This is a genomic window from Pseudomonas sp. SDO5591_S426, from assembly GCF_054070755.1.
In genome coordinates this window covers 1-12,420 of sequence record NZ_JBSVXD010000169.1, presented here as the reverse complement: position 1 = coordinate 12,420, position 12,420 = coordinate 1, and the positions used below count along the sequence as shown (strand labels likewise).

General features: G+C 59.4%; 13 protein-coding genes and 1 pseudogene. 3 read left to right on the top strand and 11 right to left on the bottom strand.

The window, feature by feature from the left end; all coding sequences use genetic code 11:
- The first annotated feature begins 94 nt into the window (after positions 1-94).
- The 3 genes from ACW9JC_RS24200 to ACW9JC_RS24190 all read left to right on the top strand — a co-directional run bounded on the left by ACW9JC_RS24200 (position 95) and on the right by ACW9JC_RS24190 (position 3,212).
- On the top strand, positions 95-1,408 hold the full coding sequence (locus ACW9JC_RS24200) for an MFS transporter (RefSeq protein WP_457458092.1): 1,314 nt from the start codon (positions 95-97) through the stop codon (positions 1,406-1,408).
- A 1-nt stretch (position 1,409) separates the two neighbouring features.
- Positions 1,410-2,531 carry an NAD(P)/FAD-dependent oxidoreductase gene (locus tag ACW9JC_RS24195; protein ID WP_457458090.1) on the top strand — a complete coding sequence of 374 codons (1,122 nt, stop codon included), beginning with the start codon at positions 1,410-1,412 and terminating at the stop codon, positions 2,529-2,531.
- Between the two features lie 87 nt (positions 2,532-2,618).
- The gene (locus ACW9JC_RS24190) at positions 2,619-3,212 is read left to right on the top strand and encodes a DinB family protein (protein ID WP_338586110.1); all 594 of its coding nucleotides are present in this window, start codon (positions 2,619-2,621) and stop codon (positions 3,210-3,212) included.
- Here ACW9JC_RS24190 and ACW9JC_RS24185 read toward each other — a convergent pair.
- From ACW9JC_RS24185 to ACW9JC_RS24135, 11 genes and pseudogenes are all read right to left on the bottom strand, one after another.
- On the bottom strand, positions 3,133-4,053 hold the full coding sequence (locus ACW9JC_RS24185; protein WP_457458088.1) for a LysR substrate-binding domain-containing protein: 921 nt from the start codon (positions 4,051-4,053) through the stop codon (positions 3,133-3,135). The two genes, ACW9JC_RS24190 and ACW9JC_RS24185, sit on opposite strands and share 80 nt — an antisense overlap.
- 111 nt (positions 4,054-4,164) lie before the next feature.
- The gene (locus ACW9JC_RS24180; protein ID WP_457458086.1) at positions 4,165-5,304 is read right to left on the bottom strand and encodes an RHS repeat-associated core domain-containing protein; all 1,140 of its coding nucleotides are present in this window, start codon (positions 5,302-5,304) and stop codon (positions 4,165-4,167) included.
- Positions 5,305-5,498: 194 nt separating this feature from the next.
- Positions 5,499-5,683, bottom strand: a pseudogene (locus ACW9JC_RS24175) (LysR family transcriptional regulator); the annotation flags it as partial.
- A gap of 117 nt (positions 5,684-5,800) precedes the next feature.
- Entirely contained in the window at positions 5,801-6,253 is a 453-nt protein-coding gene (locus tag ACW9JC_RS24170; protein WP_457458084.1) for a hypothetical protein, read from the bottom strand.
- Between the two features lie 75 nt (positions 6,254-6,328).
- Positions 6,329-6,484 carry an RHS repeat-associated core domain-containing protein gene (locus ACW9JC_RS24165; RefSeq protein WP_457458082.1) on the bottom strand — a complete coding sequence of 52 codons (156 nt, stop codon included), beginning with the start codon at positions 6,482-6,484 and terminating at the stop codon, positions 6,329-6,331.
- A 612-nt stretch (positions 6,485-7,096) separates the two neighbouring features.
- Positions 7,097-7,459 carry a DUF6124 family protein gene (locus tag ACW9JC_RS24160; RefSeq protein ID WP_457458080.1) on the bottom strand — a complete coding sequence of 121 codons (363 nt, stop codon included), beginning with the start codon at positions 7,457-7,459 and terminating at the stop codon, positions 7,097-7,099.
- A gap of 476 nt (positions 7,460-7,935) precedes the next feature.
- The gene (locus ACW9JC_RS24155) at positions 7,936-9,147 is read right to left on the bottom strand and encodes a CaiB/BaiF CoA transferase family protein (protein ID WP_457458078.1); all 1,212 of its coding nucleotides are present in this window, start codon (positions 9,145-9,147) and stop codon (positions 7,936-7,938) included.
- A 19-nt stretch (positions 9,148-9,166) separates the two neighbouring features.
- Positions 9,167-9,973, bottom strand: a complete 807-nt coding sequence (locus ACW9JC_RS24150; RefSeq protein WP_457458076.1) for an enoyl-CoA hydratase/isomerase family protein — start codon at positions 9,971-9,973, stop codon at positions 9,167-9,169.
- Between the two features lie 10 nt (positions 9,974-9,983).
- Positions 9,984-10,742, bottom strand: coding sequence for an SDR family NAD(P)-dependent oxidoreductase (locus ACW9JC_RS24145; RefSeq protein WP_457458074.1), 759 nt, complete (start codon positions 10,740-10,742; stop codon positions 9,984-9,986).
- A 4-nt stretch (positions 10,743-10,746) separates the two neighbouring features.
- A complete protein-coding gene (locus tag ACW9JC_RS24140) occupies positions 10,747-11,892 on the bottom strand; it encodes a thiolase family protein (protein WP_457458072.1) in 1,146 nt (381 codons plus the stop codon).
- Positions 11,889-12,248 carry a Zn-ribbon domain-containing OB-fold protein gene (locus ACW9JC_RS24135; RefSeq protein WP_457458070.1) on the bottom strand — a complete coding sequence of 120 codons (360 nt, stop codon included), beginning with the start codon at positions 12,246-12,248 and terminating at the stop codon, positions 11,889-11,891. Before ACW9JC_RS24135 ends, ACW9JC_RS24140 begins: the two co-directional genes overlap by 4 nt.
- Positions 12,249-12,420: the final 172 nt, after the last annotated feature.

Below are 12,420 nucleotides of genomic sequence, written 5' to 3'. Positions count from 1 at the left end.
CTTTTGATCTTGAAAAAGCAAAATCAAAAGATCGCAGCCTTCGGCAGCTCCTACAGAGGGGTGGTGTGTATCCACAACAATAAGAGCCCTCCTCATGAACAACCCGAGTGCCGAAAGCCTGGCGTTGCCAGCCGCAACCGCGTCCGAACGCCCCACCAGCGTGCGCTGGCGAATCTTCCTCATCATGTTGCTGCTGACCGCGATCAACTACATCGACCGCGCCTCGCTGTCGGTGGCGTTGCCGCTGATATCCAGCGAATTCCAGATCCCACCGGCCCTTGAAGGCCTGATGCTCAGCGCGTTTTTCTGGTCCTACGCGTTGATGCAGATTCCCGGCGGCATGCTGCTGGACCGCTTCCAGACCCGCCGCGTGATTGTCGTCGCGACCGTGGCCTGGGGCGCGTTCCAGGCGCTGGCGGCCGGTGCGCACAACTGGATCACTTTGTTGATCACCCGCATGGGCCTGGGCGTGGCGGAGTCGCCAATCATGCCCGCCGGTGCCAAGCTCAACGGCGCCTGGCTGACCCCCAACGAACGCGGTCGCGGCGCCGTGCTGGTCGACGGCGGAGCGCCGCTGGGCAGCGCCTTCGGTGCGATCATCATTGCCGGGCTGATCGGCTGGTTCGACTCCTGGCGCATCGCCTTCGTGATCGCCGGGGTCGGCACCATGCTGGCTGGTGTGCTGGCCTGGAAATACATCCGCAATCATCCCAGCGAACACCCCGGCGTCAACGCGGCTGAGCTCAAGCACATCACCGAGGGCAACACCACGGTCAGCCAGCCCGGCGCGGTCACCAGCGTCCCGTTCAAGGAACTGCTCAAGGACCGCTCGGTGCTGGCGATGTTCGCCGGTTATTGCTGCATCCTCAGCGTGTTCTACGGCCTGCTGACCTGGATGCCTAGCTACCTGCACCAGACCCACGGCCTGAACATTTCCGGCATGGGCGGCGCGACTTTCCTGATCTTCATGTGCGGCTTCGTCGGTGAGCTGGTCGGCGGTTACCTGGGGGATAAATGGAAATCCAGCGGCGCCTCGCCGAACCTGGTGATGCGCAGCATGTTCAGCGGCTCGGCGTTGGTCGCGGCACTGTGCATGCTGGCCACGGCCTACACTGCCGAGGCGAGTCAGGCAATCGGTCTGCTCTGCGTGGCGATGTTTTTCATTCGCTGGTGCGGCATGTACTGGTGCATTCCGTCGATCCTCGGCGGCACCTCGAAAACCGGCGTGCTGGCCGGCACCATGAACTTCTGCGGCAACATGGCCGGGGTGATCGTGCCGATCCTGATCGGTTTGATCGTGCAGTTCACCGGCTCGTATTTCCTGGTGCTGATCTTCTTCGTGGTCATGGCCATGCTGCTGGCGATATTCTCCAGCCTGATCGATTACCGCGAGCGAGGGTTGGTTTGACATGAGTGCAGGGCAGGGCAGCGTCGATATCGATTGCGTGGTGGTCGGGGCCGGTGTGGTCGGGCTGGCGGTCGCCAGGGCGATGGCCATGAGCGGGCGCGAAGTGATTGTGCTCGAAGCCGCAGAAGGTATCGGCACGGGCATCAGCTCGCGCAATTCCGAAGTGATCCACGCCGGCATCTATTACCCCGGCGGCAGCCTCAAGGCGCAGTTGTGCGTGGAGGGCAAGCAACGCCTCTACGCCTTCTGCGATGAGCGCGGCGTCAGCTATCAGCGCTTGGGCAAGTTGATCGTCGCCACCGTTGAAGCGCAGCGTTCGGCCTTGCAGATGTTGCTGGAACAGGGGCGGCGCAACGGCGTTGATGACCTGCAATGGCTGGACGCCGATCAGGCGCGGGAGCTTGAACCTGCGCTGTCCTGCGTCGCCGCGCTGTGGTCGCCGTCCACCGGGATTGTCGATTCCCACGGGTTGATGTTGGCGTTGCAGGGCGATGTCGAAGCCTGTGGCGGGGCGCTGGCGTTCCATTCGCCACTGCTGTCGGCACGCTGTATCGATCAAGGTTTCGAGCTGCACATCGGCGGTGCCGAACCCATGACTTTGAGCTGCCGCGAATTGATCAACTGCGCCGGGTTGTCCGCGCCTGAGGTGGCGAGCCGTATCGCCGGTCTGCCTGCGCAGCACGTTCCAACGGCGCGACTGTGCAAGGGCAGCTATTTCAGCTTTAGCGGCCGCGCGCCGTTCCGGCATCTGGTGTACCCGGCGCCGGAAAGCGCCGGGCTGGGTGTGCACATGACCCTCGACCTCGGTGGTCAGGCGCGATTCGGGCCGGATGTGGAATGGGTCGACACGGTTGATTACCGCGTGGACCCCGCTCGCGCCGACGGTTTTTATGCGGCGATCCGGCGTTACTGGCCGGGCTTGCCGGATAACAGCCTGCAACCGGCCTACAGCGGCATTCGCCCGAAAATCAGCGGCCCGGGCGAAGCGGCTGCCGACTTTTGCATCAGCGGCCCGGCCGAACATGGCGTGCCCGGGTTGGTAAATTTGTTCGGGATTGAATCACCGGGACTGACCAGTTGCCTGGCGTTGGCCGAGCGGGTGGTGTATTCGCTGGCGAGGTAACGGGCGTACCGATGATCAGTGCCCACAGCGCGGCCCGTGGATAGCGCTATCCTTGAGGAATGCGCTCTTCGCCATCGGAGAAGTTCGATGATCAATGCACGCACTGCCCGCATGCTCGCCGATTACAAACAATGGGCCAACCGGCGTCTGTTCGACAACCTTGCGCAACTGCCGCCAGGCGAAATCGAGAAAGAACGCGCCGGGATCTTCAAGAGCATGATCGGCACCCTGAACCACATCTACGTGGTCGACTGCCTCTGGCAGGCCCATCTCGAAGGCCGTGGACACGGCTTCAAGACTTCCCATGATCTGGTCCATCCCGCTTTGCCCGACCTGCGTTCGGCACAACAGGACGTCGATCACTGGTACTGCGACTGGAGCGCCCGACAAACCGATGCCTCGCTGGACAAACCTCTGAGGTTCACTTTCATGTCCGGTGAAAGCGGCACCATGAGCGCCGGCGCGATGCTGATGCACGTGGTGAACCACGCCAGCTATCACCGTGGCTGGGTGATCCAGATGTACTTCGAAATCCCGGCCATGCCGCCGATGACCGACCTGCCGATCTACCTGCGCGAGACCGACCCGAACTTCAATTCGCTCAATGCCCCGGCAGTGGAACAGACATGTGCTCCGCAATTCGCGAGCGCAACCAACGTTCTGCCGGATCGTTATCGTTGACGCCGTTCCAGACCATCGACAGTTCGGACAGGTTGATATCGAACGGCGGGTCATCGGCGCGCAACTGGCTGCTGCCTTCGATCAACGCACACGCCGCATAATCCGGCACCGAAGCCAACATGTCGGTGCCCGCCAGCAAGGCGCGCAGGCCGGCGAATTGCGGTACCGCCAGCACCACCCGCCGTGAACGACCGATACGCGCCAGATCATTATCGATGGCACCGCTCAAATCCCCGGAAAACGACACCAGCGCGTGAGGCCGTTCGCAGAATTCATCCAGCGTCAGCGGGCCTGGACGATCATCGCCGCGCAGCACCTTGACGCTCAAATCCCGCAGCTTTTTACGCTTGGCATTGGCCGGCAATTCGGTGGTGTAGCTGATCCCGACCGAAATCTCGCCGCTGGCGAGCATCGACGGCATCAACAAAAAATTCACCCGCCGCACCACCACCACGACATTTTGCGCCTCTTCGCGGATTTGCTTGAGTAATGGGGGAAACAAGCCGAACTCGGCATCGTCGGACAAACCGATACGAAACACATCGCGACTGATGGACGGATCAAAATCCTTGGCCCGGCTGACCGCCCCGGAAATGGTGTCCATCGCCGGCTGCAACTCCTTGAGAATCACCAGCGCCCGCTGGGTCGGCTCCAACACCCGCCCGTTGCGCACCAGCAACGGATCGTCGAACAAATCCCGCAACCGGGCCAACGCTGCGCTGACGGCGGGTTGGCCGAGGAACAGCTTCTCACCGGCGCGGGTCAGGTTCTTTTCGAACATCAGCGTTTCGAAAATCACCAACAGGTTCATGTCCACGCGGCGCAGGTCGTTGCGGTTCATGGGTGGTGGCTCGCTGGGGTTTGGGGTCTTTTCAGTAAAGCACCAAACCCTGTTTGTGTGGGCGTCCACTCAGCTCACACTTTCGGTAGCACGCGAGCGGCAGAATTAGCGCTAAAGAGGCGATTCGTATGGTCTGGGGAGTAACGCGGTTTTTCGCAAGTCTCCTTCTCTTATAACGATTAAGTTGTATGCGGGTTCTTTAATGACTACTTCTAGATTTTTACGTATGTCAGGAGAGCCTACGTGCAATCCAAAGCGAAAGTCGCTCCCTAGCTTAAGTGCGGCGTAGTTCTTTGTATAAGCGCCAAAAACCATAGGGGAACTCATATTGCGAAATGCCGACTTTATGGCGTACATAACAGGTAGTCTAGGATGTGGTGCAACGTAAAATCCTCTACCACCCAACAAGCCGTTTGCTGATCCCATGTGTTGTGCGTTGAGGCCTGATATTAGACTATTGGAGTTTTTTGCGTTGCTGCCATGAAATCCTAAGAAGTCCCAATTTTTGAGTTCTTCAGTGGAGGGTGGAGGAGATAGTGGTGAAGGGGAGGAATGCCTTCTTCCTCGATAGGAATCTACATAAGTAAATTTTGGTGCAGTTCTAGAAGTTCTAGAAATTCTGAATATGTTTTCGGGACCGCTTACATAAGTTTTCCTTGTTCTCCCCAGAGTTTTCAGAAATCCATCAAAAGCATTGGAGAGAAACCGTGGAAGCGCGAACTTACCATCCGGGTCATGCAAATTTATTGGGTCACCCAAGCAGTAAATATATGAGTTCAACCCGCCCTTTCCAAAGGGGCTCAAACTGTCCGGGTTGTTAAGTCGCATCAATGCCGGATTAAACGCTCGATAGCCATTACCCAACAGATAATGACCGGTCACCGGGTCCGGCCGTTCACCATTGAACCCCATCAAACTAAGAAATCCATTTTCAACCGGACGGTGACCATAAGGTGAATAGGCAATGGGCTGTCGTTGTTGATTGGCCTTGAGTGTGTGCAACACAGAGCGTTGTTGATCAGTCGCCAAAAGTGAGCTGTCGCTTTCGCCGTCGCCACTTCGCTGCTGTGCCAGGAGCAAATCGTTCTGTTGGAAGATGGAATGCCGCACCGCCCCTTGAATTTCGGTAGCCAGGCGACTTTTACAGTAGAAACGTTGATGTTGTAGCGCGCCCACTGGTAAATGGCTAACCAACCAATTAAGGGCATCGTAGCGATATTGGCAGAGGACGATTTTTTCTGGCAATGGCATGAGCGGGTGCTCCGATAGACCGAAATGCTGGCGCTCAGTATTGATGGTATTGCAAGTAGTGGGAACTATCAGAACTGATAGGTAAATCTGGGATGCAGTGAAAATTTGACGCCCACAAGGGATGATTGAATGTCACAACTCAACGCCACTTGCGGTTCCTGCTAAGTACAAAAGTCGGCTGGGACGGCTCCAGCGCTCGCCCCGTTGCGCACCAGCAACGGATCCTCGAACAAATCACGCAACCGGCCAACGCTGCGCTGACGGCGGGTGGGCCGAGAAACAGCTTCTCACCGGCGCGGGTCAGGTTCTTTTCGAACATGAGGGTTTCGAAAATCACCAATAGGTTCATGTCCACGCGGCGCAGGTCGTTGCGGTTCATGGGTGGGGGCTCGCTGGGGGTGGGATTTCTTCAGTAAAGCACCAACTCCCGAGCGTGCGACCTGTTGAGCAAGGAAAACTCAGTTTAAATCGCTGTCTAGCACTAAATTTATAGCGATCAAGATTTATAAGGTGTGCGCGAATCACCCTCGCTTTCATCGAGGAATTTCAGTTCTTCTTTGTATGACTTTAATGTTGGTTCACGTATGTTTTTAGCGGCCAAGTAGTATTTGTTAATGCGAGTGACTACCTCGTTGGCTTCTATGCTCGGTATTGAGTTTTCTCCGGCTATCTTATTAAAGTAATCCGTGAACTCGCTTATATATGAAGAGTCTGGCTTGTGCTTGGATATACTCTTGAGATTAGCGTACGTAAACTCTCCTGATTCTGAATATACCTTTCTTAGCATTATCGTTTTAAAAAGCTCGGGTTTGTTGGATGGGCTGTTCCCCAGCAAAGAGCTGTGCAAGCGGGCATCCGATGCGATTCCAATATCGCGCCAGAGTTGTTGTTTCTTTTTTGCGATTGTTATTTTGTTTTGGAGTTGCCCTATTTTTTGTTCTGGTTTCATCGTTACGTGTGAGTTTGAAGGTGTTTTTTTGAGGTTGCCGTCGTGTGTGGGTTTTCCGGGTAGTTTAAAATAACGCTAAATTGATAGGTGCCCGTTAGGATCCGCTCTATTAATCGGATCTCCCAGGCAATAGGCATAGGCATTGAGTCCGCCTTTATCAAATGGACTCAAAGTATCCGGGCTATTGAATTTCATCAGCACCGGACTAAATGCCCGGTAGCCATTTCCCAATAAAAAATTCCCAGATCACCGGATCTGGCCGTTCACCGTTGAAGCCCATCAGAGTAATCCGCTGGCAGGTGGGCGGTGACCGTAAGGCGAATAAGCAATAGGTGTTCGCTGATTGATTTTTAACATCTGCAAAACCGAGCGCTGTATGTCTGTGGCCAGTAGGGTGGTAGCGGTTACGCCGTCCTGGCACCGTTGCTGCGCTAGCAGTTGCTCGCCGTGCTGCATGATCGAATGATGTATTGCTCCGTGAACTTCATTAGCCAAACGACTTTTGCAGTAAAAGCGTTGTTGCACAGGCATATCCCGCCGGCTCGGGTTAACCAGTCGACTCAGTGGGTCGTAGTGATACTCGCAGAGGACGATTTTTTCTGGCAGTGGCATGAGCGAGTGCTCCGAAGGACCGAAGTGCTGGCGTTCAGTATCGGCGGTATTGCAGGCGGTGGGAACTATCAGAACTGATAGGTAAGTCCGTGTGGAAATGCGGAATCATTGCCGGAGAACGACGCGCGACCTGTAGGAGTGAGCCTGCTCGCGATAGCGGTGTGTCAGTCACAAAAATATTTGATGTGCTGCCGCCATCGCGAGCAGGCTCGCTCCTACAGGGTCGGCGTTTTATTCAGGCGGATCGAGACGATCCAGCGCCCGGTTCACCGCCAACTCACCCAGCATGATGACTTGGGCGATGCCCAGCAGGGTGTTGCGATGTGCGCCTTCCAGGAAACCTGCCAGATCGTTGGTCATGACGTTGGCCGAGGCCAGTGATTCGCAGGCGTGGGCCAGCAGGGTTTCGGTGTCGAGGTCGGGGTTGATGGTGAACATCGTCGAGGGCTTGCGCGGTGTGGCCATGATGTTGGCGGCGGGGTTGAGGTGATGATTGAGGGTGCGCTCGGCGGCTTCATGAAATTGCTTGGAATCGGGGCTTTCGTAGGGGGAGGCCGGATCTGATTCTGGCGGGTTGGGGGTTGGTTTGATCATCGATAGAACTCCAGTACTAGAAATATTGGAGCCATCACTTTCGCTACCAAACGAATGGTGGTGGCCATGCGCAGGTTGGTAGACCGGAGTACTGGAACCGGCGCCTCCGAAGAGGCCCTGCGCATGGCAACCATAAAAGCAGCAATTGCTTGAAGTGGCGCTACGCGCAGTACTCCGGGCTACCAAACCCGATCGCTGTTTTTCAGCGACCGGCTAACGATAAAGCCAGGACCCAAGGCGCGTAAGCCGGCGGATTCTGGCGTAACCGTAGGCAATGACGCAAGACGTTGTAGCTTTCATCAAGTTTCGCTGACAGCCGTTAAACACGCGCCTTAAACAGACGCGAATTCTGCGTACGACATCGCTCAACTGTAGGAGTGAGCCTGCTCGCGATAGCGGTGGATCAGGCACATCATCGTGTACTGACACGCCCTCATCGCGAGCAGGCTCGCTCCTACAGGGGATAAGTGAACGGCTCAGGACAACGCCATTTCCGGGCAACGCAGGGCATTGGAAACCAACAACGCCTCGATCTCTTCCTCGGAAAACTCAAAAGCCCGCAACACTTCACACGAATGCTCGCCATTCTCCGGCGCCGGCGCATATGGCGTTTGCGCCGCCTCAAGGCTATTGATCGGAAACCCCGGCACCCGCACGGCGCCGTGCTGCGGGTGATGCAAGTCCACCAGCATGCCATTGCTGGCGATCTGCGGATGGGTCAGCACGTCGAGGTAGTCGTTGACCTTGGAGCAAAGAATGTCGGCGTCGCGCAGTACCTCCAGCCAATGCGCGACGGAGCGGGTGCGGAACACGTCGGTCAGCGCCGCGCACATGGCCTCGCGGTGCACCACCCGCTGCGCCGAGCTGGCGAAACGCGGGTCGTCGATCCACTCCGGATGCCCGAGCACTCCACACAACGCCGGCCAGCGGTTGCCGTTGTACGCAGCGACCATCAGCCAGCCGTCCGCCGCTTCAAACGCTTCGTTGGGCGCGGAGTAGGGCGCGGCGCTGCCGATGCGGGTCGGCAGTTTGCCGTCGCAGAGGAAACTGGACAGCGACGCCTGTTGCAGCGCCAGTGCCGAGTTCATCAGGCTGACGTCGAGGTGGCCGCCGAGGCCGTCGTTGTCCCGGGCGTGCAACTTGGCCAACACCGCCATGCAGGCCATGTAACCGGTGACCACATCGACCACCGGCGCCTGCACCTTGGAAGGCGCGGAGCCGGGCGTGCCGATCAGGCTCATCAGCCCGGAGTCGGCTTGCAGTATGCCGTCGACGCCAGCGCGGTCGGCGTACGGACCTTGCTGGCCATAGGCGGAAATCGAGCAGTAAATCAGGTCCGGTTTCAGCGCGGCCATGGCTTCATAACCCAAACCGAGCCGGGCCATGACGCCGGGGCGCATGCTCTCGATCAGTACGTCGGCTTGCAACACCAGGCGTTTGATCACCGCCGCGCTGTCCGGGTGTTTGAGGTCCAGGCTCAGGCCCAGTTTGCCGCGATTGAAACCGTGAAACAGCGCGCTGTCTTCACCGATCCAGGCCGGGCCGAGGGTACGGCCCAGTTCGCCTTCATGGGGTTCGACCTTGATCACGCGCGCGCCCATGTCGGCCATCAACATGGTCGCGGTGGGGCCTGCGGCGATCTGGGTGAAATCGAGGACGGTCAAGCCGTCCAATGCCTTGCGTAACATGTTCGCCTCCTCGGGCCGTTCAGCGGCCCGTGTAGTTCGGGGCGCGCTTTTCGGCGAATGCCCGGCGACCTTCGATGCGGTCTTCGGTGTCGCGCAGCACACCCCAATACAGTTCGGTCAGGCGTTGCGCCTCGCGGTCGCTCAGGTGCGCGGTGCTGCGCGCCAGAGTTTGCAAGGCCTGGATCGCCAGCGGCGCTTGTCGGGCGATCAATTGCGCCAGCTCCAGCGCTCGGTCGAGCAGGGCTTCGCGAGTGGCCAGCCGTTCGGAAATCAAACCGATGTTCTCGGCACGCGCCGCGTCGATGCGCGCCCCGGTCAGGGCCATTTGCAGCGCGTGGGCCGGGGGCACGGCGCGCATCAACCGATGCAGGCCGCTGACTGCCGGAATCGAGCCGACCACTGCCTCCGGCAAACCGAACGTGGCGCTGTCGCTGGCGATGCGCAGGTCGCATTGCAGCGCCAGTTCAAGACCGCCGCCGAGGCAATGGCCGTTGACGGCGGCAATCAGTGGCTTGTGCAGGTCGAGATCGGTCAGGTCCATCAAGCGGATGTACAACCCGGCGTCGGCCGCTGCATCGTCAGCCAGGAACAATGCCTCGGCGTAGGAGGCCGATGACGCTCGCGTGCTCTTCAGGTCCGCACCGACGCAGAACGCCCGTTCGCCGCTGCCGGTGATCACCGCCGCGCGCAGGTCACGACGGTCACGCACTTGCAGCAGATGACCGCGCAGGGCTTGCAGCGAATCCAGGTCCAAAGCATTGAGCGCTTGCGGCCGGTTGAGGGTGATCAGCGCCACGGCGCCGTGTGTTTCGAAAGTGACTGACATGGCGTTCACCTCACACACTGGCCGAGGACAGGCTGCGTCCGCCGCACACGTACAGGGTTTGCCCGGTGACGTAGCTGCTGGCCGGGGCGAGGAAAAACTCCACGGCGTTGGCGATGTCATCCGGCGTACCGATGCGTTTTACCGGCACGGTGTCCTTGAGTTTGGCTTGCACCTCGGGAGCGAAACTCTGGAACAGCGGTGTGTCGACGATGCCCGGTGCGATGGCGTTGACGGTGATGCCCTTGGCGGCGAATTCGATGGCCAGGCTGCGGGTCAGGCTGACCACGCCGCCCTTGGCCGCCGAATAATTGGCCTGGCCGAAACCGCCGAGCCAGGCCCGGGACGACATGTTGATGATGCGCCCGAAGTTGTTTTCCAGCATCAGCGGCAGTGCCGCTTTGCAGCAGAGAAATTGCGCACGCAGGTTGGTGTCGACCACCAGGTCCCAGTCTTGCTCGGTCATGTTGAGGAAGCGCTTGTCGCGCACCACGCCGGCGTTGTTCACCAGGAAATCCAGGCGATTGTGGGCCTCGCGTATCTGCACGAAAGCGGCGTTGACGGCTTCGCCTTCGGTCAGGTCCAGAGCGATTCCGGCGACTTGTAAACCTTGCGATTGGAGTGCATCGACGCTGCTGTTCAGCGCCTGTTCGTCGCGGTCCAGCAGGTAGACGAACACACCTTGCTGCGCCAGACGTTGTGCAATAGTGAGCCCGATGCCGCGGGCTGCGCCGGTCACGACTGCGACTTGGCCGATAGAAAAGTTGTTCATGGCTTCAGACTCCAAGAATGTGCACGGCGGACGCCGCATGGTCGACCCCGGCGATGCCGCCGCCGGTGCATTGCGCCAGGCCCAGGCGCGGGGTGCCGGCCTGGCGGTCACCGGCGCGACCTTGCAACTGCCAGAACAACTCGACCATTTGCGCTACGCCTGTGGCGCCCAACGGATGCCCCTTGGCGAGCAGGCCGCCGCTCGGGTTGACCGGCACTCGGCCACCCAGCGATGTGGCGCCGGATTGCAGCAGCGCGACGGCTTCACCCGGCGCGGCCAGACCCAGGGCTTCGTAATACAGCAGCTCGGCGATGGTGAAGGCGTCGTGCAACTCGACCACGCCGATATCGCTCGGCGCGACACCGGCCTGCTCGTAGGCGAGGCGTGCGGCACGGGCGGTGATTTCAGCGTCGAGAATGTCTTCGTCACCGCTCTCGCGCAGGCCGGAAACGATGATCGAACCCAGCACTTTCACGTCTTTTTTGTGTGGCCCGGGTTTGCTGCTCAGCACCAGCGCAGCGGCGCCGTCCACTTGCGACGGGCAGCACTGAAGCAGGGTCAGCGGATCGGCGATCATGCGCGAGGCGAGCACTTCTTCCAGCGTCACTTCGGTGCGTTGCTGGGCGTAAGGGTTGAGCGAACCGTGACGACGGTTCTTCACTGCCACGGCGGCGAGGTCGGCGGGTTTGGCGTCACGCTCGTGGAGGAAACGCGTGCCGCGCATGGCGTAGACCGCAGGCAAGACCATGCCGGCCGTGGCGTACAGATCGGTCATGCGGTCGTTACGCTGCATCGGGATCATGCCGCCGCCCAGCGCAGTCAGTTGCTCGATGCCGAACACCAGCACGCGTTCGTACTGGCCGGCCAGCAAGGCATGACGCGCCAGATGCACCGCCGTGGCGCCGCTGGCGCAGGCGTTTTCAATGTTGTAGACCGGAATGCCTTTGAGGCCCAGATCGCGCAGGATCACCTGGCCAAGGATCATCCCGCCCAGTACGTTGGCACAGTACACGGCCTGAATATCCGCCAATTGCAGACCGGCGTCGGCCACCGCATCGAGAATCGCCCGTTGCGCCAGTTCCGGTGCCATCACGCCAGGGTGACGGCCGAAGACGGTCATCGCGCCGCCCATTACATGCATCTGAGTCATGGACGTGTCTCCAGGGATTGGAACAGGAAGCCGTAGGTGTCGTCGGCGATCACCCGGCATTTTTCGCCGATGGCGGGGCGCGCAGGGCTGTCGATCAAACGACCGAACAAACGCACCGGGCCGGGCAGGTCGACGTAGGCGAGCACGAACGGTGGCAGGCCGCTTTTCGGGCTCGGGTACATGATGGTGAAGCTGTAGACCTGGCCTTCGGTGTTTAGGGCGGCGTCGTCGAATTCGGCACTCAGGGGCGACTCGGCAATCACGGCAGGAAAGAAGATTTCACCGCTGCGGCGATGGCGCGAAGCGCGCAGGCTCGGCGGCGTGGTGGCAGCCCAGACGGGCGTGGAAGAACTCATGATGACCTCCTGTTGTTATGGGCTCGCGAGCGAGCGCTGGAGGTCATGGTCGGACAGGGCGGGTGGGCCGACAAACGATATAAAAACCGGGGTGGGTTGAGAAAAAATCAAGCCATTAATTAACAGCAAGATCAAAAGATCGCAGCCTTCGGCAGCTACAGGGATCAATGCA

What these genes read in the sequence shown, in the direction of transcription:
- ACW9JC_RS24185 (WP_457458088.1), bottom strand. Translation starts at nt 4,053, where the DNA reads ATGAACCGCAACGACCTGCGCCGCGTGGACATGAACCTGTTGGTGATT.
- ACW9JC_RS24200 (WP_457458092.1), top strand. Translation starts at nt 95, where the DNA reads ATGAACAACCCGAGTGCCGAAAGCCTGGCGTTGCCAGCCGCAACCGCG.
- ACW9JC_RS24155 (WP_457458078.1), bottom strand. Translation starts at nt 9,147, where the DNA reads ATGTTACGCAAGGCATTGGACGGCTTGACCGTCCTCGATTTCACCCAG.
- ACW9JC_RS24195 (WP_457458090.1), top strand. Translation starts at nt 1,410, where the DNA reads ATGAGTGCAGGGCAGGGCAGCGTCGATATCGATTGCGTGGTGGTCGGG.
- ACW9JC_RS24180 (WP_457458086.1), bottom strand. Translation starts at nt 5,304, where the DNA reads ATGCCATTGCCAGAAAAAATCGTCCTCTGCCAATATCGCTACGATGCC.
- ACW9JC_RS24140 (WP_457458072.1), bottom strand. Translation starts at nt 11,892, where the DNA reads ATGACTCAGATGCATGTAATGGGCGGCGCGATGACCGTCTTCGGCCGT.
- ACW9JC_RS24150 (WP_457458076.1), bottom strand. Translation starts at nt 9,973, where the DNA reads ATGTCAGTCACTTTCGAAACACACGGCGCCGTGGCGCTGATCACCCTC.
- ACW9JC_RS24145 (WP_457458074.1), bottom strand. Translation starts at nt 10,742, where the DNA reads ATGAACAACTTTTCTATCGGCCAAGTCGCAGTCGTGACCGGCGCAGCC.
- ACW9JC_RS24160 (WP_457458080.1), bottom strand. Translation starts at nt 7,459, where the DNA reads ATGATCAAACCAACCCCCAACCCGCCAGAATCAGATCCGGCCTCCCCC.
- ACW9JC_RS24190 (WP_338586110.1), top strand. Translation starts at nt 2,619, where the DNA reads ATGATCAATGCACGCACTGCCCGCATGCTCGCCGATTACAAACAATGG.
- ACW9JC_RS24170 (WP_457458084.1), bottom strand. Translation starts at nt 6,253, where the DNA reads ATGAAACCAGAACAAAAAATAGGGCAACTCCAAAACAAAATAACAATC.
- ACW9JC_RS24135 (WP_457458070.1), bottom strand. Translation starts at nt 12,248, where the DNA reads ATGAGTTCTTCCACGCCCGTCTGGGCTGCCACCACGCCGCCGAGCCTG.